At 72.5% G+C, this 21,863-nt stretch carries 19 protein-coding genes; 9 read left to right on the top strand and 10 right to left on the bottom strand.

Annotated elements, in window-relative coordinates:
- Positions 1 to 95: 95 nt before the first annotated feature.
- Positions 96 to 1,241, top strand: coding sequence for a glycosyltransferase family 4 protein (locus RAN62_RS39610; RefSeq protein WP_305790035.1), 1,146 nt, complete (start codon positions 96 to 98; stop codon positions 1,239 to 1,241).
- Between the two features lie 22 nt (positions 1,242 to 1,263).
- Entirely contained in the window at positions 1,264 to 2,379 is a 1,116-nt protein-coding gene (locus RAN62_RS39605; protein ID WP_305790034.1) for a mannose-1-phosphate guanylyltransferase, read from the top strand.
- A 146-nt stretch (positions 2,380 to 2,525) separates the two neighbouring features.
- Here RAN62_RS39605 and RAN62_RS39600 read toward each other — a convergent pair whose 3' ends face one another.
- The 3 genes from RAN62_RS39600 to cofD are packed head-to-tail and all read right to left on the bottom strand — an operon-like array spanning position 2,526 to position 5,055.
- Positions 2,526 to 3,086, bottom strand: a complete 561-nt coding sequence (locus tag RAN62_RS39600; protein WP_305790033.1) for an NUDIX hydrolase — start codon at positions 3,084 to 3,086, stop codon at positions 2,526 to 2,528.
- A complete protein-coding gene (locus RAN62_RS39595; protein ID WP_305790032.1) occupies positions 3,086 to 4,102 on the bottom strand; it encodes a coenzyme F420-0:L-glutamate ligase in 1,017 nt (338 codons plus the stop codon). The genes RAN62_RS39600 and RAN62_RS39595 overlap by 1 nt, the downstream gene beginning before the upstream one ends.
- Positions 4,102 to 5,055, bottom strand: coding sequence for a 2-phospho-L-lactate transferase (gene cofD, locus RAN62_RS39590; RefSeq protein ID WP_305790031.1), 954 nt, complete (start codon positions 5,053 to 5,055; stop codon positions 4,102 to 4,104). The genes RAN62_RS39595 and cofD overlap by 1 nt, the downstream gene beginning before the upstream one ends.
- A gap of 115 nt (positions 5,056 to 5,170) precedes the next feature.
- On the opposite strand from cofD, the gene RAN62_RS39585 reads away from it, so the two are divergent.
- Positions 5,171 to 6,625: a hypothetical protein gene (locus RAN62_RS39585; RefSeq protein WP_305790030.1), complete on the top strand. Its 1,455-nt coding sequence runs from the start codon at positions 5,171 to 5,173 to the stop codon at positions 6,623 to 6,625.
- Between the two features lie 95 nt (positions 6,626 to 6,720).
- Here the strand turns inward: RAN62_RS39585 and RAN62_RS39580 are convergent, their stop codons facing one another.
- A complete protein-coding gene (locus RAN62_RS39580) occupies positions 6,721 to 8,511 on the bottom strand; it encodes a Na+/H+ antiporter (protein WP_305790029.1) in 1,791 nt (596 codons plus the stop codon).
- An 83-nt stretch (positions 8,512 to 8,594) separates the two neighbouring features.
- Between RAN62_RS39580 and RAN62_RS39575 the strand changes: the two genes are divergently transcribed.
- Together RAN62_RS39575 and RAN62_RS39570 are read left to right on the top strand one after the other, a co-directional pair.
- Positions 8,595 to 11,096 (top strand): bifunctional FO biosynthesis protein CofGH, encoded by a 2,502-nt coding sequence (locus RAN62_RS39575; RefSeq protein ID WP_305790028.1) that lies wholly within the window; start codon positions 8,595 to 8,597, stop codon positions 11,094 to 11,096.
- A gap of 570 nt (positions 11,097 to 11,666) precedes the next feature.
- The gene (locus RAN62_RS39570) at positions 11,667 to 11,924 is read left to right on the top strand and encodes a WhiB family transcriptional regulator (RefSeq protein WP_015619224.1); all 258 of its coding nucleotides are present in this window, start codon (positions 11,667 to 11,669) and stop codon (positions 11,922 to 11,924) included.
- Positions 11,925 to 12,204: 280 nt separating this feature from the next.
- On the opposite strand, the gene RAN62_RS39565 is transcribed toward RAN62_RS39570, so the two are convergent.
- Positions 12,205 to 12,690 (bottom strand): metallopeptidase family protein, encoded by a 486-nt coding sequence (locus tag RAN62_RS39565; protein ID WP_438874605.1) that lies wholly within the window; start codon positions 12,688 to 12,690, stop codon positions 12,205 to 12,207.
- Between the two features lie 260 nt (positions 12,691 to 12,950).
- On the opposite strand from RAN62_RS39565, the gene RAN62_RS39560 reads away from it, so the two are divergent.
- On the top strand, positions 12,951 to 13,313 hold the full coding sequence (locus RAN62_RS39560; RefSeq protein ID WP_305790027.1) for a DUF3499 domain-containing protein: 363 nt from the start codon (positions 12,951 to 12,953) through the stop codon (positions 13,311 to 13,313).
- Positions 13,314 to 13,588: 275 nt separating this feature from the next.
- Here RAN62_RS39560 and RAN62_RS39555 read toward each other — a convergent pair whose 3' ends face one another.
- Both RAN62_RS39555 and RAN62_RS39550 read right to left on the bottom strand, forming a co-directional pair.
- A complete protein-coding gene (locus RAN62_RS39555; protein WP_305790026.1) occupies positions 13,589 to 14,494 on the bottom strand; it encodes a polysaccharide deacetylase family protein in 906 nt (301 codons plus the stop codon).
- 366 nt (positions 14,495 to 14,860) lie between these two features.
- Complete coding sequence (locus RAN62_RS39550) at positions 14,861 to 15,424, bottom strand: DUF3455 domain-containing protein (protein WP_305790025.1); 564 nt, start codon at positions 15,422 to 15,424, stop codon at positions 14,861 to 14,863.
- 149 nt (positions 15,425 to 15,573) lie between these two features.
- Between RAN62_RS39550 and RAN62_RS39545 the strand changes: the two genes are divergently transcribed.
- Positions 15,574 to 16,272 carry a class I SAM-dependent methyltransferase gene (locus RAN62_RS39545; RefSeq protein ID WP_305790024.1) on the top strand — a complete coding sequence of 233 codons (699 nt, stop codon included), beginning with the start codon at positions 15,574 to 15,576 and terminating at the stop codon, positions 16,270 to 16,272.
- Here the strand turns inward: RAN62_RS39545 and RAN62_RS39540 are convergent.
- From RAN62_RS39540 to RAN62_RS39530, 3 genes are read right to left on the bottom strand one after another with little or no spacing between them, the layout of a single operon-like run.
- Positions 16,253 to 16,597, bottom strand: a complete 345-nt coding sequence (locus RAN62_RS39540; RefSeq protein WP_305790023.1) for a DUF779 domain-containing protein — start codon at positions 16,595 to 16,597, stop codon at positions 16,253 to 16,255. The two genes, RAN62_RS39545 and RAN62_RS39540, sit on opposite strands and share 20 nt — an antisense overlap.
- Positions 16,597 to 18,090 (bottom strand): acetaldehyde dehydrogenase ExaC, encoded by a 1,494-nt coding sequence (gene exaC, locus RAN62_RS39535; protein WP_305790022.1) that lies wholly within the window; start codon positions 18,088 to 18,090, stop codon positions 16,597 to 16,599. Before exaC ends, RAN62_RS39540 begins: the two co-directional genes overlap by 1 nt.
- Positions 18,091 to 18,101: 11 nt before the next feature.
- A complete protein-coding gene (locus RAN62_RS39530) occupies positions 18,102 to 19,358 on the bottom strand; it encodes a GAF domain-containing protein (RefSeq protein ID WP_305790021.1) in 1,257 nt (418 codons plus the stop codon).
- A 121-nt stretch (positions 19,359 to 19,479) separates the two neighbouring features.
- Between RAN62_RS39530 and RAN62_RS39525 the strand changes: the two genes are divergently transcribed.
- Together RAN62_RS39525 and RAN62_RS39520 are read left to right on the top strand one after the other, a co-directional pair.
- The gene (locus RAN62_RS39525) at positions 19,480 to 20,907 is read left to right on the top strand and encodes an aldehyde dehydrogenase family protein (RefSeq protein WP_305790020.1); all 1,428 of its coding nucleotides are present in this window, start codon (positions 19,480 to 19,482) and stop codon (positions 20,905 to 20,907) included.
- A 150-nt stretch (positions 20,908 to 21,057) separates the two neighbouring features.
- On the top strand, positions 21,058 to 21,863 hold an 806-nt coding region (locus RAN62_RS39520; RefSeq protein WP_498371889.1), incomplete at its 3' end, for a phosphohexomutase domain-containing protein.

The raw sequence follows: 21,863 nt of genomic DNA, 5'->3' as shown, positions 1-21,863 counted from the left end.
CAGCGACGCGTCCGGCGGCATCGCGGTCGACATGGGATGCATTGTGCGGCGTACGCTTGCGAGTGGTCTGGCCCACAGATGTGAGGAGTCGCCCCGTGACCGCCGGTCGTCCGCCCCGTGTCCTCGTCGACGCCACGAGCGTCCCCGCCGACCGAGGCGGTGTCGGCAGATACGTCGACGGTCTGCTCGGTGCGCTTGCCTCGTTCGGTCCGGACCGCCTGGACCTGGCCGTCGTGGCCCAGCGTTCGGATGCGGAGCGTTACTCCCGGATGCTCGCCGGGGCCGAGGTCATCGCCGGCCCGTCCGCCGTCGCCCACCGCCCCGCGCGGCTGGCCTGGGAGCAGACCGGGCTGCCGCTGCTGGCCCAGCAGGTCGGCGCCCAGGTGCTGCACTCGCCCTTCTACACGTGTCCGTTGCGCGCCGGATGCCCCGTCACGGTCACCGTGCACGATGCGACCTTCTTCACCGAGCCGGAGCACTACGACAACACCAAGCGCACCTTCTTCCGCAGCGCCATCAAGACGTCGCTGCGCCGGGCCGCCCGGGTCATCGTGCCCAGCAAGGCGACCCGCGACGAGCTGATCCGGCTGCTCGACGCCGACCCGACGCACATCGACGTCGCCTACCACGGCGTCGACCACACGGCCTTCCACGCGCCCAGCGACGAGGAGAAGGCCCGCGTACGGGCCCGGCTCGGCCTCGGTGACGCCGGCTATGTCGCGTTCCTCGGGGCCAAGGAGCCGCGCAAGAACGTGCCCAACCTCATCCGCGGCTGGGCCCGCGCCGTGGCCGACTGGCCGCGCCCGCCCGCGCTGGTGATCGCCGGGGGCCAGGGCCACGACGACGACATCGACCGGGCCGTCGCCGAGGTCCCCTCGCACCTGCGGCTGCTGCGCCCCGGCTATCTGCGCTACGCCGACCTGCCCGGCTTCCTCGGCGGTGCCCTCGTGGCCTGCTACCCGTCGTTCGGCGAGGGCTTCGGGCTGCCGATCCTCGAGGCGATGGCGTGCGCGACGCCCGTGCTGACGACGCCGCGGCTGTCGCTGCCCGAGGTGGGGGGCGACGCGGTGGCGTACACGACGGAGGACCCGGACCGGATCGCGGCCGATCTCGCCGACCTGCTGCACGACGAGCCGCGCCGGCTGACGCTGGCCAAGGCGGGGTTCGACCGGGCCAAGGAGTTCACCTGGGCGTCGAGCGCGGAGGTGCACGTCGCGACGTGGAACCGCGTGGCCTCGTGAGGAACCGCTACACTCCGTGCGCATGAGTGAGAACCAGGGTGGGCTCTACGCTGTCATCCCCGCGGGTGGCAGTGGCACTCGTCTATGGCCGCTGTCCCGGGCCGGGCACCCCAAGTTCCTGCACCCGCTGACCGGCACGGACGCCTCGCTGCTGCAGGCGACCGTCGACCGGCTGCTGCCCATGACCTCGGCGGATCGCATCTTCGTGGTCACGGGCGTGGCGCACGCGGCCGCGGTGTCGCGTCAGCTGACCGCCGTGCCCGAGGAGAACATTCTCGTCGAGCCGTCGCCCCGCGACTCCTGCGCGGCGATCGCCCTGGCCGCGGCCGTCATCGCGCGCCGCGACCCCGAGGCGGTCATGGGCTCGTTCGCGGCCGACCATCTGATTGCTGACGGTGACCGCTTCATCACGGTCATCGAGCAGGCCATGAGCGGCGCCCGGCAGGGCCTGCTGATGACGCTCGGCATCACCCCCACCCGCCCCGAGACCGGCTACGGCTATGTCCAGTGCGGCGGCGAGGTTGGCGGCGGCCCGGTGCTCGCGGTGGAGGAATTCAAGGAGAAGCCGTCCTACGAGGTGGCCGAGGGCTACGTCAAATCCGGCAACTACCTGTGGAACGCCGGCATGTTCGTGTGGCGGGTCGACGTCTTCCTGGCCGAGCTGGCCCGGCAGCAGCCGCAGCTGCACGCCGGCATCGCCCGGATCGCCCAGGCGTGGGACTCCCCGGCGCGCGAGGACGTGCTCGGCGAGGTCTGGCCGACCCTGCCCCGCATCTCCGTCGACTACGCGGTGATGGAGGGCGCGGCGGCCAACGGCAAGGTCGGCACGGTGCCCGGCGACTTCGGCTGGAACGACGTCGGCGACTTCCACACGCTCGGCGAGGTGCTGGCCGCCGACGCCGCGGGCAACGTGGTCGTCGGCGCCGACCCGGGGGCCCAGGCCAACGTGATGCTGCGCGAGACCGACAACCTCGTCGTGGTGCCCTCGTCGGGCCGCCTGGTGGCCGCGCTCGGCATCCGCGACCTGATCATCGTCGACACGCCCGACGCGGTGCTGGTGCTGCCGCGCGACCGGGCGCAGGAGGTCAAGTCCATCGTGGACGAGCTGAAGAGCAAGGGCGAGCTGAGCTACATCTGAGGCCGCTGCTCCCCGCGCCCCGCTCGCTCAGCTCTCGCGCGCGGGGCGGCCTGCCCCTTCCGCGGGGCGGGTTGCTTGGGCCAGCCAGCTCCTTCCGCGGGGCGGGTTGCTTGGGCCGGCCTGCTCCTTCCGCGGGGCGGGTGCTGCTAGGGCCGGCCGAGGCGGGCGAACGCCGGGGCGAGCTGCTGGACGACGCCTTCCGCCAGAGGCGACGGCAGCTCGTCGGCGGCGAACCAGGCCAGGTCGGCCGACTCGTCGCTGACGATCGGCGTCGCGCCGGCCGGGCACACCGCCAGGAAGCGCACGTCGTAGTGCACCGACGGCCCGGCCGGGGTGCCGTCGCCCGCCCCGCAGCGCACCTCGTGCACGTCCACGTCGATCGGCACCGGATCGAGCCGCAGATCCGGAAGACCCGACTCCTCCCGGGCCTCCCGCAGCGCGGCCTCGGCCAGCGTCGCGTCGCCCGGCTCGCAGTGCCCGCCGACCTGCATCCACAGCCCCAGCCGCCCGTGCAGGCAGAGCAACACCCGCCGGTCCTCGGCCACGATCAGTGTGCTCGCGGTGACGTGCCCCGGCCGGTACGCCCGGGTCATCGCCACGGGACCGGCCGTCAGCAGCTCGAGCGTGCGCTTGCGGGCCACGTCCGCCTCGTCCGAGGTGGCCGGCCAGCCGCCCAGCACGTCGCGCGCGTCGTCGAACAGGCTCATCAGGCCGCCCGCGAGACGGCGATGGTGGCGCCGGACCCGTCGTAGCCGACGGCGGAGGCTAGACCCTCGGCCGCCAGCGCCGCCCGGAGCCGGTGCACGTCGGCGCCGAAGCGCATCAGGCCGGCGGGGGAGGGGTCGGGCGGCGTGCAGCGCAAAGTCTGCGGGGACGCCACGGCCACCGCCTCGTCCAGCCCCGCCCGGATGATCGCCCGGCGCACGGCCACCGCCGACGCGGGCAGGTCGGTGGCGGCGTCGGGAAGCGTGGCGGCCGCCGCGAGCCCCTCCGCGCGGGCCTCCTCCGTGCCGAGGGAGAACATGTCGCTGGCCGCGTCGCGGAGCAGCACCGCGGCGCCCGGGCCGTCCTCGCCGCCGGCGCCCGGGAACCCGCGGACCACGGCCACCGGCACCTGGTCGCACTTGCCCTTGACCAGCTCGCCCGCGGCGGCCAGCTCGTCGATGACGGCCACCTGGGTGAGGGAGAGCTCGTTCCCGTACGGATCGATCTCCCCGCGGTGGTCCCGGATCGGCGGCAGGCCCGCCGCGCCCAGGGCGACGTCCGTCAGGCCGTTGCGCCACGCCCGGCCCATCGTGTCGGACACGACGATGCCCACGTGCAGTCCCCGCTCCGCGAGGCCGGCCCGCAGCCGCCGCGCGGACTCGTCGGGCGACTCCGGCAGCAGCACCAGGTGCGTCTTGTCGACATTGGACGCGTCGATGCCCGCGGCCGCCATCACGAAGCCGTGGTGGGTCTGCACGATGGCCGTGGGTCCGCGCCGGGCGACCACCCGGCGGGTCTCCGCGGCGAGCACCCGGGCCCGGGCGGCGTCGCGCTCGGGACCGTCGGCGGGCACTTCGACCAGCCGGCCCTCCGCCTTGGACACGATCTTGCTGGTCACCACGAGCACGTCGCCGTCGCGCAGCCACGGCGCGTTGCGCGTGATGAGCTCGACCAGGTCGTCCCCGGCCGTCACGTCGCCGATGCCGTGCACCGGCAGCACTTGCAGTCCGTCGTCCATCACACCCCCGCCAGGTTCAACGCGGCGGCGACCATGGCGGTCGTCGCCGTCTCGTCACTCATCCACAGGGGGACCGCGCGCACGTTGACGCCGGGCACGTCGGCGCCCTCGTCCGTGGTGTCCACCAGCCAGCCGTCGAGCAGGCCGCCCTCGGCCCGCGGCCCGTAGAGCCGGCCCACCCCGGCCGCCGACACCTCGACGCCGAGGGTCGTGAGGCAGGTGTCGGCCATGCCGCGCACCGGCGACCCGCCGATGATGGGCGACACCCCGACGACCGGCGCCGGGCCGTCCGCCACGGCCTGCTTGAGCTCCTGTACGGCCAGCACCGGCGCGATCGACACCACCGGGTTGCTCGGGGCGATCAGCACCACGTCGGCCTCCGCCACGGCGTCCAGCACCCCGGGCGCGGGCTTCGCGGCATCCGCACCGACGAAGACGAACCGGTGCGTCGGGACCTTGCCGCGGTAACGCACCCACCACTCCTGGAAGTGGATCGCCTTCCGCTCGCCCTCGACGTCGGCGACCACGTGGGTCTCGAGCCGGTCGTCGGTGGCGGGGAGCATCGTCACCCCCGGCTGCCACCGCTCGCACAGCGCGGCGGTGACCTGCGACAGCGGATAGCCGGCGCTGAGCATCGTCGTGCGTACGAGATGGGTGGCGACGTCCTTGTCACCCAGGCCGAACCAGGTGGGCTCCGCACCGTACTGCGCGAGCTCCTCCTTGATGACCCACGTCTCACCGACGCGGCCCCAGCCCCGCTCGGGGTCGGCGGCGCCGCTCAGCGTGTACATCACACTGTCGAGGTCGGGACAGATCTGCAGGCCGTGCATGCGCACGTCGTCGCCCACATTCACCACCGCCGTGACGTCGGCATTGATGCTCCGGGCGTGGGCGCGCACGCCCTTCAGGAACCGGGCGCCTCCGATGCCCCCGGTCAGGACCACGATCCGCATCCGACCATCCTTGCGCACGCGGCGCCGGAAAGCGGCCCGCGGGTGGCGGGTGTGATGCGGCTATCGGGACTAGGCTGACCCCGCCTGCCCCGTAAACCGACCCAGGAGAGCCGCTGTGACCAGCAGTCCGCCGCCGCAGCCCCCGTCGCCGGAGCCCGACCGCCCGCAGTCCGGGCCGCCGCACGCCGGTGGCTTCGCGGGCCCCTCCGGCCCGCCGCCCGGCCCGGCCGGTCCCGGCTCTCCCGCCGGCCCGTCCTCCGGTGGCCCGGCCCTCGGCGGCCGGCCCGGCTTCGGCCCGGGCTCCGCGCCGGGTGGTCCCGGCGGACCTGCCGCCCACTCGGCCGTCGGTGGTCAGTCCGCTCCGGCCGGCAAGCCCGTCGCCACGGTGCTGCACCCGCTGCGTGACCTCGCGTCCTACGCCCTGGTCGGCGCGCCCGCGATCTGGCTCTTCGTCGCCGTCATCCGCCTGATCCCCTCCGGCGACGGCCAGACCTTCGCCACCCGCGCGCAGAACAGCTTCTACAGCTTCGTCAACCTCGAGACCATCCTCATGCCGCTCGCCGCGGTGCTGCTGGCGCTCCTGATCTCGCCGGTCCACCGCCACGCGAAGGTCATCGCCATCGCGGCCCTCGTCGAGTACGCCGTCGCCGCCTTCTTCGCGGTCGTCTTCGGCTTCCTCTTCGGCGTGGTCAATCTCGGCACGTTCAGCGTCCGGGTCGCCTTCGAGGAGTTCCTGGTCCGCGCGGCGTGGCTCGTGGTGCTCGCCCTCGCGGCCTATGCGACTTATCTCGTCTGGCGCAACGCCTACTACGCCCCGCGCCCGAAGCCGGCGCCGGGCGGCTACCCCGGTCAGCCGGGCCAGCCCGGTCAGCCGTGGGGCCAGCAGCCTTACGGTCAGCCCGGTTACGCGCAGCCGGGCCAGTACCCGGGCCAGCCCGCCGGCGCGCCGTATCCCGGCCAGCCCGGCGCCCCGTCGCCCTATCCCGGCCAGCCCGGCAGCGCGTCGCCGTTCCCGGGTCAGCCCGGCGGCGGCTCGCCGTTCCCCGGTCAGCCCGGCGGCCCGCAGTTCTCCGGCCAGCCTGGCGGCTCGCAGTTTGCCGGCCAGCCCGGCGGGGGCCAGTTCCCGGGTCAGCCGGGTGGGGCGCCGCAGCCGTTCCCGGGCCAGCCGACGCAGCCTTACGGTCAGCAGCCGCCGTGGGCGCAGCCGGCAGCCCAGCCGGGATCCCAGCCGCCGGCCTGGGGTCAGCAGCCGGGCCAGCCGCCCGCGCCGCCCGCGTGGGGCGGTCCGACCTCGCAGCAGCCGACGGTCGCCCACCCGCCGGTGACGCCGCCGTCGTCCGCCCCGCCCGCGTCCGCGCCGCCGGCCCATGAGCCGCCCGCGACCGGTCCGCAGTCGGATCAGCCCCGAGGGCACGAGCCCGAGACCACTCCGCTGTCGGCCCAGCCGCCGTCGTCGGCGCCGCCCGGGCCCTACGCACCCGAGCCGGGCAACCCGCACGCCCCCGGCACCATCGACCCGGACGACGAGCAGACCCGCTTACTCGGCGGCGGCGACCAGCCTCGTCACTGACCAGCCACCACGGACGGCCCCGGGCACACCGCCCGGGGCCGTTCTGTGTCGTCCGCTCGGTCGCCCAGCTCAGCCTGCCGGCTCGGTCGCCCGGCTCAGTCGGTCGGCGTCGTCTCGGCGCCCAGGCGGAGCTCCTCCGCGTCCAGCAGCGACTCGAACCGCCGCGCCACCAGGTCGTCGATCCGCTTGCCGTCGCGCATCCGGACCACGGCGCGGCGCTTCTCGGCGACCAGCGCCAGCCGCAGCTCCCGGTACTGCTCCCTCCGGCTCCGCCCACCCGGCTCCCGGTCACCGCCGTCGGGCCCCCGATCACCGCCGCTCGGCCCTCGGCCACCGGCGCGCGGCTCCCGATCACCGCTGCGCGGGCCCCGGCCACTGGCGCGCGGCCCCTGATCACCGCTGCGCAGGACCCGGCCACCGTCGCGCGAGTCGCCGTTTCCCGAATCGTCCGGCCCGGCCATCCCCATGCCCTCGTCGGCGATCTCCTGCTCGTCCGGGATGACGTGATCGGTGTCCGGCCCGTCCAGTTCGGCCCGGCTCTCGCGCAGCTCCGCGCGTACCAGGTCGGCGATCTCGTCCTCGACCCGCAACCGCGCCGCCTCCCGCGGCAGCAGCTCGAGCGCCAGGTCGATCGCGCGCCTTTCGGTGTACGCGTACTCGTCCTCCGACGTGTCCGGCGGCAGTTTCGCCCAGCGAAGCACGGCCGGCAGCGTCAGCCCCTGCACCCCGAGCGTGATCGCGATGACGCCGAAGGTCACGATGATGATCAGGTCACGCCCCGGCACTCCGGAGGGGATCGACAGCGCCGCCGCCAGAGACACCGCGCCGCGGAAGCCGGACCACGCCCCCGGTTGCCGCTGCCGGAAGGGCACGCGCCGCGCCCGTTGCTGCGGTCGCCGGTCGAGCAGACGCACGACGTACGGCGTGGTGTTGGTCCAGACCAGCCGCGTTCCGATGACCGCGGCGGCGACCAGCAGAGTGTCGAGGACCGCCGTCCCGATCGGGTAGGACGTGAGGTCGCTCACCGCGGTCCGCAGTTCGAGTCCCACCAGCACGAAGAGCGTGCCGTTGAGCAGGAATGACGTCAGCTGCCAGAACTGGCGCGCGCGGACGCGGTCCTGGGCGGTGATGATCAGCGATCCGGCCTGGCTCACGTAGAGGCCGGCGACGACGGCGCCGAGCACCCCGGAGGCGTGGATCTCCTCGGCCGCCAGGAAGGCCACGAACGGCGTGAGGACGCTCACCGTGTTGCTGAGCAGCGTGTCGTGGATCCAGCCCCGGGCGCGCACGTTGAGCCAGCCGGCGGCCAGGCCCACGGCGAGCCCCCCGCCGTACGAGATCAGGAAGTCACCCGCGATCCCGCCCGCGCCGACGCCGTCGTGGCCGGTCGCGACCTCCACCGCGATGCCGAGGATGACCAGGGCCGTGCCGTCGTTGATGAGGCTCTCGGCCCGGAGGATGGTCAGCTGGCGCCGGGGCATGCGGCCGGCCACCGCGGCGACGGCGGTGGCGTCGGTCGGGGCGAGCACGGCGCCCAGCACCCACGCGACCGGCCAGCTCAGCCCGAGCGAGTGGCCGATCCAGGCGACGGCCGCGGCGGTGGCGACGACCAGCCCGACGGCGCTGAGGATGACCACGCGCAGGTTGGCCCGGATCTCGTTGAGCGAGACGTCCAGCGACTCGGCGTAGAGCAACGCCGGCAGGAAGATGAAGAGCACGAGCGCCGGTTCGAGGTGCACGCCGTCGAGGGCGGGGACGAAGGCCAGAGGTACGCCCCCGAGCAGCAGGACGATCGGCGGTGGCACGCGAAGCCGGCGGGCCAGAAGTGTGAGCCCCCACACAGCCGTCCCGAGGAGAACGACCACTTCCAGCGCGGCGGTGTCCATGGCGTGCTCTCCCGGGGTGTCGAGGCCCACTGTCGCCCGATGCTTACCCCGAAGTCGACCGCATTCCGGCCTAGGCTGCACGAGTGGCAGCCCAGGAGAGTTCCCCGACCGAGGCCGAGATCCGTCGTGCGCTGAAGCGGGCGGCCGACGGCAAAGCTATCGACGTGCAGGAGGCGAGCGCGCTCCTCGCGGCCCGTGGCGACCAGCTGGAGGAGCTGCTGGGCGTCGCCGGGGGCATCCGCGACGCCGGGTTGCGCGAGGCGGGGCGGCCGGGTGTGGTCACGTACTCGAAAAAGGTCTTCATTCCGCTCACCCGGCTCTGCCGTGATCGCTGTCACTACTGCACCTTCGCGACCGTGCCGCACAGGTTGCCGGCGGCGTTCCTGGAGCGCGACGAGGTGCTGGCCATCGCCCGCGAGGGCGCCGCGCAGGGCTGCAAGGAGGCCCTCTTCACGCTCGGCGACCGCCCGGAGGAGCGCTGGCCGGCCGCGCGGCAGTGGCTCGACGAGCGGGGCTACGACTCGACGCTCGACTATGTCCGCGCGTGCGCCATCGCGGTGCTCGAGGAGACCGGCCTGCTGCCGCACCTCAACCCCGGCGTCATGAGCTGGGCCGAGCTGCAGCGGCTCAAGCCGGTCGCGCCGAGCATGGGCATGATGCTGGAGACCACGGCGACCCGGCTGTGGTCCGAGCCCGGCATGCCGCACTACGCGTCGCCCGACAAGGAGCCGGCCGTCCGGCTGCGGGTGCTCGAGGACGCCGGCCGCACCAACGTGCCGTTCACCACCGGCATCCTCATCGGCATCGGCGAGACCCGGGCCGAGCGCGCCGACGCGATCTTCGCGATGCGCCGCGCCGCCCGCGACTACGGCCACATCCAGGAAGTCATCATCCAGAACTTCCGCGCCAAGCCCGACACGGCGATGCGTGGCATGCCCGACGCCGAGCTGCACGAGCTCGCGGCCACGATCGCGGTGGCCCGGGTGCTCATGGGCCCGCGCGCCCGGATCCAGGCGCCGCCCAACCTCATCGACAGCGAGTACGACCTCTTCCTGCGGGCCGGCATCGACGACTGGGGCGGCGTGTCGCCGGTCACCCCCGACCACGTCAACCCCGAGCGCCCCTGGCCGCAGATCGAGCAGCTGCGCGAGATGTCGGCCCGGTCCGGCTTCGAGCTGCGCGAGCGCCTGACGATCTATCCGGAGTACGTGCGCCGGGGCGAGGGCTGGCTCGACCCGCGCCTCTCCGCCCACGTCGCCGCGCTCGCCGACCCGGTCACGGGGCTGGCGAACGAGGCCGCGATGCCGGTCGGGCGGCCGTGGCAGGAGCCCGATGACGCGTACGCGGGGGGCCGCACCGATCTTTTCGCCACGATCGACACCGAGGGCCGCACCGAGGACCGCCGGGGCGACTTCGACTCCGTCTACGGTGACTGGTCGTCCGTGGCGTCGCAGGTGTCGGAGGGCACCTTCGAGCGCACCGACTCCGACGTGCTGGCCGGCCTGCGCCTGGCCGCGGAGAGCCCGGCCGATCTGCTGCTGCCGGAGCACGAGGACAAGGCGATGGCCCTGTTCCACGCGGACGGCTCGGCGCTCGACGAGCTCGCCCGCCTCGCCGACGACCTGCGCAAGGAGGTCAACGGCGAGGACATCACCTACGTGGTGAACCGCAACATCAACTTCTCCAACGTCTGTTACGTCGGGTGTCGCTTCTGTGCGTTCGCGCAGCGGGAGAAGGACGCCGACGCCTATCGGCTCTCCGTCGAGCAGGTGGCCGACCGCGCCGAGCAGGCCTGGGCCGACGGCGCGACCGAGGTCTGCATGCAGGGGGGCATCGACCCCAAACTGCCGATCACCGCGTACGCCGAGATGGTGCGCGCCATCAAGCAGCGCGTCCCCGGGATGCACGTCCACGCGTTCTCGCCCATGGAGATCGTGACCGGGGCGGCCAAGGCCGGCGTCTCCGTGCGCGACTGGCTGACCGAGCTGCGCGAGGCCGGGCTCGACACCATTCCGGGCACTGCCGCCGAGATCCTCGACGACGACGTCCGGTGGGTCCTCACCAAGGGCAAGCTGCCCGCCGCCGCCTGGGTCGACGTGGTCACCACCGCGCACCAGGTGGGCATCCGGTCCAGCTCCACCATGATGTACGGGCACGTCGACCACCCGCGGCAGTGGCTGGGCCACTTCCGGGTGCTCGCCGGGATCCAGGACGTGACGGGCGGCTTCACCGAATTCGTGGCGCTGCCGTTCATCCACACCAACGCGCCGATCTATCTGGCCGGCATCGCCAAGGCCGGCCCCTCGTGGCGGGAGAACAGGGCCGTCCACGCGATGGCCCGGGTCCTGCTGCATGGCCGGATCGGCAACATCCAGTGCTCCTGGGTGAAGCTCGGCGACGAGGGCACGATCGCCATGCTCAACGGCGGCTGCAACGATCTCGGCGGCACGCTGATGGAGGAGACGATCTCCCGGATGGCGGGCTCGGAGCACGGGTCGGCGCGCACGGTCGCCGAGCTGAGGGCGCTGGCGGTCCGCGCCGGTCGTCCCGCCGCCGAGCGCACCACGGTGTACGGACGCCGCTGACAAAATTCCTTCGGAAGTGTGGTTTGAACCCGGCCGTCGCGGGGTAGCACCCGCGCGGCCGGGCGGAGGCTGATCGATCCGATTTCGTTCGTCCGGGTTTCCGGATTTTGTCGGGCGGGCGCTTTCCGGGGGTTTTCTCGCGCGCATCGCTGTCTATTTCCGGACCCACGGGGCCGGACGCCGGGGCGGATGACCGAATGGGGGAGGAGTCACTCGCCCGAGTGTCACGTTGTGCGTCAACACGTGTACTGTGAGCAACCTCAAGCGATCATGCGGCGTCGGTCAGCGGGTCACAAAACGGGCTAATTTGGACGGGCTGCGCGGACTGTGCGTTACCTGAGGGCTGCTCCGAGAGATACGACAGGAACGGGACCGCGAGGGGACCATGAAGCCTCGTGGAAACGGGCCTATTTATCAGGTTCGGCTTGACGACGCACGTCTTACACGCGTGTAATTTTGGTGGGGTTGCGGGAAAGCGGCGTCGCGAACCGTCTTTTCCGCAAGAAACACGCCGCGTGCGTGGGGGGTCAGTGCCGGCATCGCTGCCGGCGCGGAGAAGGAGGCACGCCGATGGAAGCTCAGGTTGAAGGGGTCGACCTGCTGGGGGACGCGCCCGAGTGGCAGGAGCGGGCGCTGTGCTCGCAGACCGACCCGGAGGCTTTCTTCCCGGAGAAGGGCGGATCGACCCGCGAGGCGAAGCGCATCTGCGGCCGGTGCGACGTGAAGGCGGAGTGCCTGGAATACGCACTCGGCCACGACGAGCGCTTCGGCATCTGGGGCGGGCTGTCCGAACGGGAGCGCCGCAAGCTCAAGCGCCGGGTGGCCTGACCCGGCGGCTCTCGCTCGCGTGACATTGCCGGGGGGCCGCGTCGCGGGAGCTCAGCACTGTGTTCGCCGGGACTGCATCATGCTTGATCGGGCGTGGATCCGTGACGACAGCTCGCCGGGCCCGCGGTTCTTGCGGGCTTGCCGGGCCGGCGCGTTGCGCGGGGTTTTCGCGCCGACGGTTGCGCGGGCTTGCTCAGCCGGCGCGTTGCGCGGCCCGGGGCTTGCCGGGTCCGCGAGGCGCGGGGGCTTGCGCCTGGCCGGCGGGTGCGCCGGCCAGCGGTCATGACAGCTCGTCGGGATCCACGCCGAGCAGATTGGCGACCTGCTCGATGATGACGTCGTGGACGAGGTCGGCCAGGTCCTCGCGGTCCATCGCCCGGAACTCGAGCGGCCGGCGATAGAGCACGATGCGCGGCGGCAGCTCCTGGCGCCCGGGGCGCCCGGGCAGCAGGCGGGCGAGGGGCACCTCGCCGTCCTCGAGCACGTCGGAGTCGTAGACGTTGAGCTCCGGCGGCACGTCCTCGACCGCGAACTCGACGCCGGCCAGCTCCTTGGCGTAGCGGCGCTCGAGGCTCTCGACCGTGTCGAGCACGAGGTCGTCGAAGATCTCCGCCTTGGTGCGGGCGAGGGGAACGGTGGCGGGCACGAGCCGGCCCCGGAGCCCGCGCCCGTGCCGATCGCGGCGGGCGGGACGACCCGGTCCGGCGGCACGCCCGGCCCGGCCCGGCTCGGAGCCGGCCCGGCGGCGGTCGGGGCTGGTTGTCACGCAGCCAGCCTAGCCCGCCGGAGCGCTCCGCCGCGGTCAGGCTGTGACGCCCGCGTTTCGCCGGGGCAACATCTCGGCCCGAGCGACCCTCCGGCGCGCCCGGCCCGAGTGCCCGCGCGGACCGGCTGCGGCGCTTCCAGGTGATTCGTCCCATTGAGGCGGCGTGTCGGACCGTCAACGCAAAATCGTGATGCATGGTGGCTCGGCGTGTCGCGGCTGCATCGGCCCCACGCGAGCGCGGTTGGGGATAACGTGCCGCCGTGAGGTCTCCACGGCGCTGCTCCCGGAACGGCTGTCCCCGACAGGCGGTCGCCACCCTGACCTACGTCTACAGCGACTCGACGGCTGTGGTGGGCCCGCTGGCCGCCTTCGCCGAGCCGCACACGTACGACCTCTGCGAACCCCACGCCCGCAGCCTCACCGCCCCCCGAGGCTGGGAACTGGTCCGCCACGACGGCGACTTCGCCCCGCCGCCCCCCACCACCGACGACCTCGTGGCCCTGGCCGACGCCGTCCGCGAGGCCGCCCGCCCCGCGCCGCCCCCGCGCCCCGAGGAGCACGACAACCTCCCCGGCCACCAGACCGGCCGCCGCGGCCACCTCAGGGTCATCCCGCCCAGCTGAGCTGATGGCTGTATTGATGGCCTCGCCTCCGGCCCGGCGGGCGCTGTATTGATGGCCTCGCCTCCGGCTCGGCGGGCGCTGTATTGATGGCCTCGCCTCCGGCTCGGCGGGCGCTGCGCCCCTGAAGACGGTGGCTCGGACACCCAAAATCCGCGAAGAAGAGCGCTTCGCGGATTTTGCGCGCCCAAACCACCGCCGGGCGCAGTGCGGGGGCTGGACTGACGGCGGGGTGACACGCGAGTCGCGCGTCGAAGCCGGGCGTTACGCCGGGGTGCTCAGGGGAGGGCGATCAGGTCGTAGCGGTCCTTGAGCCAGGGCAGGAGCTTGCGGTACGCCTGGATCGTGTCCGGCTGCGCGTAGTCGTGGGAGAGCACGATCGCGCCCTTGCTGGTGTGCTTCTTGACGGCCTTGACGACGCTGGTGACATGGGCCGCGTCGGACTCGCCGCCGGAGTGGTCCCAGTCGCGGGTGTCGACCTGCCAGTAGATGCTGGTCATGCCCAGCTCGGCGGCCGTCTTGACGAAGGCCGGGGTGAAGTTGCCGCCGGGCGCCCGCATGTACTTGATCTCGGCGTCGGGGACGGCCGCGCGGATGGCGGCGTTGGTCTTCTCGAGGTCGGCGCGGATGGCGGCCGGCTTCTTCTTGCCGAGTGTCAGGCTGTGGTTCCAGGTGTGGTTGCACAGGGTGTGGCCCTCGTCGGCGATCCGGCGTACGAGATCGGGGAACGCCTTCACGTTCTCGCCCACCAGGCAGAAGGTCGCCTTCACGTGCTGCTTGGCGAGCAGGTCGAGCAGCTGCGGCGTCGTCGCCGGGTCGGGCCCGTCGTCGAAGGTGAGCGCCACGCCCTTGGTGCCGGTGACCATGAGGCTGTTCGCCGGGCCGCCGTGATGTTCCTGCGTCGCCGACGGTGAAGCGGTCGCGGAAGCCGGCGCCGAAGTCGGGTCAGCGGCCGGCTCGGAGGAAGCCGGGCCGGACGAGGCCGGCGCGGAGGAGGGCTTGGACGAGGGCGAGGACGGGGTCGCGGGAGCCGGCGGCGGGGCCTCGGAAGGAGCCGCCGGGGACGAGGGAGCCGGGGGACGGGCGGCCACCCAGACCGGGGCGTTCTCGGCTGCCAGGGCCGTCCCGCAACCGGCCAGGCCGGCCAGGGTGAGGCCGATCACGTACAGCTTCGCGCCACGCATCGTGTTCCACTCCGCTCATCCGCTTGCTCGAACGGAGGACAAAACTCCGCTCGACCCGCTGCTCGAACGGAGGGCAACTCCGCTCGATCTTTTCGCTCGAACGGAAAGGAATATGGTCGCCCGGCGGCCGCTGGAGGGCGAGTCCCCGAAGGGGTGGCACACATCGGGGAGATCGACATCGGACGCGCCGGCCCCCAAAGGAGGACCGGCAGGCGGCGAGCGCGCCGGAAGAGCAAGCGCCGGGCACGCGGAGGGGCAGGAGCTGGACACGCGGAGGGGCAAGCGCCGGGCACGTGGAGGGGCAAGAGCCGGGCACGCCGAAGGGGGACCGGCGAGTGCCGATCCCCCTTCGGGAGGTGCTAGGGGTCAGCCCCAGAAAACGTACGTGGCGCCGTAGCGGACCGCGGCGGTCTGGCCGTCGGTGCAGGCGCGGGTCGGGGCCACGCCGCCGGTGGTGTTGAGGCGCTGGATGTACTGGGCCTTGGCGAGCACGCCGGTGGCCGGGCCCTCGTGCGTGGCGACCTGGAGGAGCAGCTCGGCGATGGTGCCCGTACGCGGCTTCTCGGCGATCTTGGTCGCGGTGACCAGCGACTCGTCCCGGGTGGACTGCCAGCTCGGGCCCTTGAAGTGGTGCAGCCAGCCGCCCGTGCCGAGCAGCTTGGCCTCGGGGACCGACGCGCCGGCGAAGGAGCCGTTGGCGCAGGTGTAGGTCTGGGTGCCGGTGACGACCTGGTAGGTGCCGATGCGGCGGAGGCCGGCCGGCGGGTTGATCGACGGGGGAGTGCTGGCCGAGGGGGCCGGGGTGCTCGCGACCGGCCGGGGCCGGGCGGAGGTCTCGGCGGCGCTGGCGTTGAAGGTCACAGCGGTGAGCGCGCCGACGACGGCGACTGCGGCCGTTCCCAGCATGGCGGTACGGAGGCTGGTCCGCATGAGCGGTACTCCTAACAAACAAGACTCGGGTGTCGCCCGGGAGCACGGGCGGGCGGGGTTCAGCAGTTCAGCGGTTGCCCCTTGTGGCACGGTGAATGGTCCGTTCGGCCCCTCTGGATCCATGAACATCGAAATGACGAGGAGATCGCGTGACCGACAGTGACTGGGCCGAGCTGTGGGGTGACGTGCCCGAGCCGGTCTGGCGAGCCGTTCTCCAGCCGATGACGGAGGGCGACAGGGTCCTCGATGTGGGGTGCGGGGCAGGACACTTCCTCGCGTACGCCCGGAGCGCCGGCCTCCGCACGTCCGGCGCTGACGTCGTACCGGAGCTGGTGGAGCTGGCGCGGCAGCGAGCGCAAGAGGCGGTCGTGGCCGAGGCCGAGCACCTGCCGTGGCCCGATGCGACGTTCGAGCTGGTGACCGCCTTCAACGCGCTGCAGTTCGCCGACGACACGGATGCCGCGCTCGCCGAGATGGTGCGAGTGACGAAGCCCGGCGGGTACGTGGCCGTGGCGAACTGGGCGGAAGCGGCGCGCAACGACCTCGACGCGATCGAGCGGGCGCTGAACGACGGCGAGTCCGCTCCGGACGGTGATTTGCGACACGAGGGCGGCCTGGCGGAGCTGTTGACCGGCGCGGGGCTGTCCGAGGTGGCCGAGAGCCTGGTCGCCGTGCCGTGGCGGGTGCCCCACGAGGAGGCGCTGGTCCGGGGCATTCTGCTGGGCGAGCAGCCGGACCTCGCCCCCGAGGTTGTCGCGGCTGCCCGTCCGTACCGGAAGGGTGATGGCAGTTATGAGCTGGTGAACCACTTCAGGTTGGCGACAGGGCTCACAGCACCCGGCTCCTGATGAGGAAGCGCACCCCCTCCGGCGCCTCCAGACTGAAGCCGCTGCCCCGCCCCGGCACGACGTCCACCGTGAGGTGGGTGTGCTTCCAGGTCTCGTACTGGGCGGTGCTCATCCAGAACGCGATGGGCTCGGCGACGCCGTCGATGCGCAGCTCCTCGAGCAGGATGTCGCTGGAGCCCGTACGGAACTCGCCCTCCAGGTAGCACATCGGAGCGCTCCCGTCGCAGCAGCCGCCGGACTGGTGGAACATCAGCGGACCGTGCCGCCCCCGCAGCGACCGGAGCAACTCGGCCGCCGCGGGGGTGACATCCACACGATCGCCCATCAGAAGAGTCCGACTGCCTTGGTCGAGTAGCTGACGAGCAGGTTCTTCGTCTGCTGGTAGTGGTCGAGCATCATCTTGTGGTTCTCGCGCCCGATGCCCGACTGCTTGTACCCGCCGAAGGCCGCGTGCGCCGGGTACTGGTGGTAACAGTTCGTCCACACCCGCCCGGCCTTGATCTCGCGACCGGCGCGATAGGCCTGGTTGACGTCCCGCGTCCACACGCCGGCGCCGAGGCCGTACAGGGTGTCGTTGGCGATTTTGATCGCGTCGGCGAAGTCGGTGAACGACGTCACCGAGACGACCGGCCCGAAGATCTCCTCCTGGAAGATCCGCATGGCGTTGCTGCCCTCGAAGACGGTCGGCTGCACGTACCAGCCGCCGTCGTACTCGACGCGCTCGCCGCCGGTCAGGATCTTGGCGCCCTCCTGCTTGCCGATGTCGATGTAGGACAGGATCTTCTCGAGCTGGTCGTTGGAGGACTGCGCGCCGACCTGCGTGTCCGTGTCCAGCGGGTTGCCCTGCTTGAGGTTCTCGACCCGCTTGACGCCCGCGGCCAGGAAGTCCGAGTAGTGACCCTGCTGGATCAGCGCGCGCGACGGGCAGGTGCACACCTCACCCTGGTTGAGCGCGAACATCGCGAAGCCCTCGAGCGCCTTGTCGAAGTAGTCGTCCTGCTGCGCGCTGATGTCGTCGAAGAACAGGTTCGGGCTCTTGCCGCCGAGCTCCAGCGTGACCGGGATGATGTTCTCGGAGGCGTACTGCATGATCAGCCGGCCGGTCGTGGTCTCGCCGGTGAAGGCGACCTTGGCCACCCGCTTCGACGACGCGAGCGGCTTGCCCGCCTCCACGCCGAAGCCGTTGACGATGTTGACCACGCCCGGCGGCAGCAGATCGCCGATGATCGACATCAGATAGTGAATGGACGCCGGCGTCTGCTCGGCCGGCTTGAGCACGACGGCGTTGCCCGCGGCCAGCGCCGGGGCGAGCTTCCAGACCGCCATGAGGATCGGGAAGTTCCACGGGATGATCTGCGCGACCACGCCCAGCGGCTCGTGGAAGTGGTAGGCCACGGTGTCGTCGTCGAGCTCGCCGAGGCTGCCCTCCTGGGCCCGCACGGCGCCGGCGAAGTAGCGGAAGTGGTCGATCGCCAGCGGGAGGTCGGCGGCCAGCGTCTCGCGGACGGGCTTGCCGTTCTCCCAGGTCTCCGCGATGGCCAGCCGCTCCAGGTTGGCCTCCATGCGGTCGGCGATCTTGTTGAGGATGTTCGCCCGCTCCGCGACGGAGGTACGGGCCCAGCCGGGCGCCGCCCCGTGCGCCGCGTCCAGCGCGCGCTCGACGTCGTCGGCGGTGCCGCGAGCGATCTCGCAGAAGGGACGGCCCGTGACGGGGGAGGGGTTCTCGAAGTACTGACCCTGGGCGGGCGGGACGTACTCGCCGCCGATCCAGTGGTCGTACCGGCTCGCATAGTCTTCCGGGGGCGAATAAACCGTCATGCCGCCGAAGGCTAGTTACGGGGACGTTGCACAGACGTTGCAAGCCCGTACTCGCGGGCGAGGTGGGCGACCTTCTGCCCGGCGATCCGATGCAGCGGTGAGCCCGGCGCCAGCGCCGCCTCATAGGCCTCCCACATCTGCAGGTCGTCGGCGCCCCACGGGGCGTTGACCCAGGTGCGCAACAGGTCCGGCGCGCCGGCCGCCAGCACCGCCGTGCGCAGCCGCGCGTCGATCAGGTCGCGCAGCCTGGACACCCCGGGTGCGTCCGAGGAGGGCAACAACGGACCTGTGTACGCGGCGAGCGCCTCCGCCACGCGCCCCTGCTCCAGCAGCCGCGTCACGTCCAGGAAGTCGGCGTCGAGTCGCTTGCGGATCCGGTAGGGCCGTGAGTCCAGCAGCTCGCCGCCCAGGATCCGGCGCAGCCGCGACATCTCCGCGCGCACCGTGACGGGATTGAGGTCGCCGGCATAAAGATCAAGAGCGAGCTGCTCGCCCGTACGCCCATCGGGGTGCACCAGAAGCAGGCACATCAGCTCGGAATGCCGCCTCCCCAGCCGCTTGCCCTGGAGGAACGCCTCGTCCCGCCCCAACATGGACACCGCGGGCGCGCCGGGTGGCTGATGCGCCCCCAGATAAGCCTCGGCCGCCAGCGCTGTCGCCCGGACCAGCGCCAAGCTGTGCGGGTGCGCCAGGTGATCGCCGCCCGTCACGTCGATCGCCCCGAGCAGCCGTCCGGTCGCCGGATCGTGCACCGGAGCCGCCGCGCAGGTCCACCGCTGCACCCCGCGGCTGAAATGCTCGGTCGCGAAGATCTGCACCGAGTGATCGAGCGCCAGCGCCGTCCCGGGCGCGTTCGTCCCGGCATGTGCCTCGTCCCAGCGCGCGCCGGGCACGAAGTTCATCGCCTCCGCGCCCTTCCGCACGGCTGCGGCGCCCTCGACCCAGAGCAGCCGACCGTAGGCGTCGCACACCGCCATGAGATGCGCCCCGTCCTCGGCCAGCCCGCCCAGCAGGTCCCGGAAGATCGGCAGCACCCGGGCGAGGGGATGCTGCGCCCGATAGGCGTCGAGGTCGCCGTCGGTGAGCTCGATCGGCGCCGTCCCGTCGGGGTTCATCGCCGCCCCGGCCGAGCGCCGCCACGAATCGACGACGATCGGGCGTACGGCCGGCTCGGCTCCTGACAGAAACCGCTCGTACGCGCGGCCGATCTCGGTCATGCGCTCCGCGGGGTCGGAGCCGAGGTCAAGGGCGAGCCAGGGGTTGGACATGGGGGCACCTCCGGTCGCCTCATCGTGACCCGGATCACGTCCTCAGACAACAGCGGGCGAGCTATCCACAGGCTGTGTCCAGCCGGGGCGCGAAGGCGCGCGACGGGCATAGGGTGACTTCGTGACAGCTTTCTATGTGGCCGGCGCCCCGGCCGACGGTGACGACGAGGTGCTGGTGACGCACCCGTTCGACGGACGCCCCGTCGGCACGACGACGTGGGCGACCGAGGCCCAGGTCGAGACGGCCGTGGCCGCGGCGGCCGCCTTCGCCGCCGAGGCTGCCGCGCTGCCCGCCCACGTCCGGGCGGCCGCGCTGGATCACGTGTCCCGCCGCATCGCCGAGCGGCGGCAGGAGATCGCCGAGCTGATCACCGCGGAGAACGGCAAGCCGCTCAAGTGGGCGCTGATCGAGGCGGACCGTGCGGTGTCGGTCTTCCGCTGGGCGGCCGAGGAGGCGCGGCGCTTCTCGGGCAGCCTGCAGCGGCTCGACACCGACCCGGGCGGCGCCGGGCGCATCGCCGTGGTCAAGCGGGTGCCGCGCGGGCCGGTGCTGGGCATCTCGCCGTTCAACTTCCCGCTCAACCTGGTCGCCCACAAGGTCGCCCCGGCGCTGGCCGTGGGCGCGCCGATCGTGCTCAAGCCGGCGCCGGCGACCCCGCTGACCGCGCTGCTGCTCGGGTCGATCCTCGCCGAGACCGGCCTGCCGGCGGGCATGTTCTCGATCCTGCCGGTCCCCAACGAGCGCGCCGAGGCCCTGGTCACCGATTCGCGGCTGCCGATCGTGTCGTTCACCGGCTCCGGGCCGGTCGGGGCGCGGATCCGCCGGGCGGCGCCCGACAAGCACGTGACGCTCGAGCTCGGCGGCAACGCGGCGGTGCTGGTCTGCGGCGACTACGGCAGCGACGAGGATCTCGACTGGGCCGCGACCCGCATCGCCACGTTCAGCAACTATCAGGCCGGGCAGAGCTGCATCGCGGTCCAGCGCGTCTTCGTCCACTCCGGGCTCGGGCTCCAGGAGCGGCTCGTCCGGGCGGTCGAGGGCCTGCGCACCGGCGACCCCACCGACCCGGGCGTCGACGTCGGCCCGATGATCAGCGAGGAGGCGGCCAAGCGCGTCGAGGCGTGGGTCGACGAGGCGGTCGCGGCCGGCGCCACGGTTCTCGCCGGGGGCAAGCGCGACGGCGCCACCTATCCGCCCACGGTCCTGTCCGGAGTGCCCGCCGGCGCCAAGGTCACCACCGAGGAGGTCTTCGGGCCCGTGCTCGTGGTCTCCGAGGTGCCGAGCGACGAGGCCGGCTTCGAGGCGATCAACGACTCCGCGTACGGGCTCCAGGCCGGCGTCTTCACCCACAACGTCCAGACGGCGTTCGCCGCCCACCGCCGGCTGGAGGTCGGCGGCGTGATCGTGGGCGACGTGCCGAGCTACCGGGCCGACCAGATGCCCTACGGCGGGCAGAAGGGCAGCGGCGTGGGGCGCGAGGGCGTGGCCAGCGCGATGGAGGACTACACCGAGCCGCGCGTGATGGTGCTGACGGGGGTGGAGCTCTGACTGCCCTTGATCGGCAGGTGGGGGCCGACCGGGCGTGCCGGGACGGGCTTCTGTAACCGCACCGAGACGGTGGTGGCATCGGTTTGACGCCTTCTGTCTGCTGACGCTCCGTTAGTCTCTGCGGGACGGAAACCAGCTGAGGAGCGTGCGTTGACTGACCTGTCCCAGCTCGTGAAGGCGTACGACGTGCGGGGTGTCGTGCCCGACCAGCTGAACGAGACCGTGGCGCGGGCCCTGGGTGTCGCCTTCGTGGAGATGCTGCGGGAGACCGGCGACGCCGCGGAGAAGATCGTCATCGCCCACGACATGCGCGAGAGCGGCCCGGGTCTCGCCGCGGCGTTCGCCCGGGGGGCCAATGCCGCCGGGGCCGCGGTGACGCACATCGGGCTGGCGTCCACGGACCAGCTCTACTACGCGTCCGGGGTGCTGCAGCTGCCCGGGGCGATGTTCACGGCCAGCCACAACCCGGCGCAGTACAACGGGATCAAGCTGTGCCGCGCCGGCGCCAAGCCGGTCGGCCAGGACAGCGGGCTCGTCATCGTCCGCACCCGGGCCGAGCAGTTGCTGGACGACCTGGACGCGATCGCCGACATGCCGCCGAACGTCGAGCACGTGAGCCTGCTCGGTGGCTACGCCGAGCACCTGCGCGCGCTGGTCGATCTGTCCGGCATTCGGCCGCTCAAGGTCGTGGTCGACGCGGGCAACGGCATGGGCGGCTACACCGTGCCCGCCGTGCTGGGCGACCAGCTGCTGGCGGCGCTGCCGCTGGAGATCGTCCCGATGTACTTCGAGCTGGACGGCTCGTTCCCCAACCACGAGGCGAACCCGCTCGACCCGAAGAACCTCGTCGACCTGCAGGCGGCCGTCCGTGAGCACGGCGCCGACATCGGGCTGGCCTTCGACGGCGACGCCGACCGGTGCTTCGTGGTCGACGAGAAGGGCGACCCCGTGTCCCC

Source organism: Symbioplanes lichenis, assembly GCF_030709675.1.
Lineage (GTDB): Bacteria > Actinomycetota > Actinomycetes > Mycobacteriales > Micromonosporaceae > Actinoplanes > Actinoplanes lichenis.
Note: the sequence above shows the minus strand (reverse complement) of the source record. Positions and strands in the feature narration are given on the sequence as shown.

Coding starts and splice junctions, on each gene's coding strand:
- RAN62_RS39605 (WP_305790034.1), top strand. CDS start 1,264: ATGAGTGAGAACCAGGGTGGGCTCTACGCTGTCATCCCCGCGGGTGGC.
- cofD (WP_305790031.1), bottom strand. CDS start 5,055: ATGCGGATCGTGGTCCTGACCGGGGGCATCGGAGGCGCCCGGTTCCTG.
- exaC (WP_305790022.1), bottom strand. CDS start 18,090: ATGACGGTTTATTCGCCCCCGGAAGACTATGCGAGCCGGTACGACCAC.
- RAN62_RS39530 (WP_305790021.1), bottom strand. CDS start 19,358: ATGTCCAACCCCTGGCTCGCCCTTGACCTCGGCTCCGACCCCGCGGAG.
- RAN62_RS39595 (WP_305790032.1), bottom strand. CDS start 4,102: ATGGACGACGGACTGCAAGTGCTGCCGGTGCACGGCATCGGCGACGTG.
- RAN62_RS39555 (WP_305790026.1), bottom strand. CDS start 14,494: ATGCGTGGCGCGAAGCTGTACGTGATCGGCCTCACCCTGGCCGGCCTG.
- RAN62_RS39580 (WP_305790029.1), bottom strand. CDS start 8,511: ATGGACACCGCCGCGCTGGAAGTGGTCGTTCTCCTCGGGACGGCTGTG.
- RAN62_RS39600 (WP_305790033.1), bottom strand. CDS start 3,086: ATGAGCCTGTTCGACGACGCGCGCGACGTGCTGGGCGGCTGGCCGGCC.
- RAN62_RS39540 (WP_305790023.1), bottom strand. CDS start 16,597: ATGGGCGATCGTGTGGATGTCACCCCCGCGGCGGCCGAGTTGCTCCGG.
- RAN62_RS39550 (WP_305790025.1), bottom strand. CDS start 15,424: ATGCGGACCAGCCTCCGTACCGCCATGCTGGGAACGGCCGCAGTCGCC.
- RAN62_RS39570 (WP_015619224.1), top strand. CDS start 11,667: ATGGAAGCTCAGGTTGAAGGGGTCGACCTGCTGGGGGACGCGCCCGAG.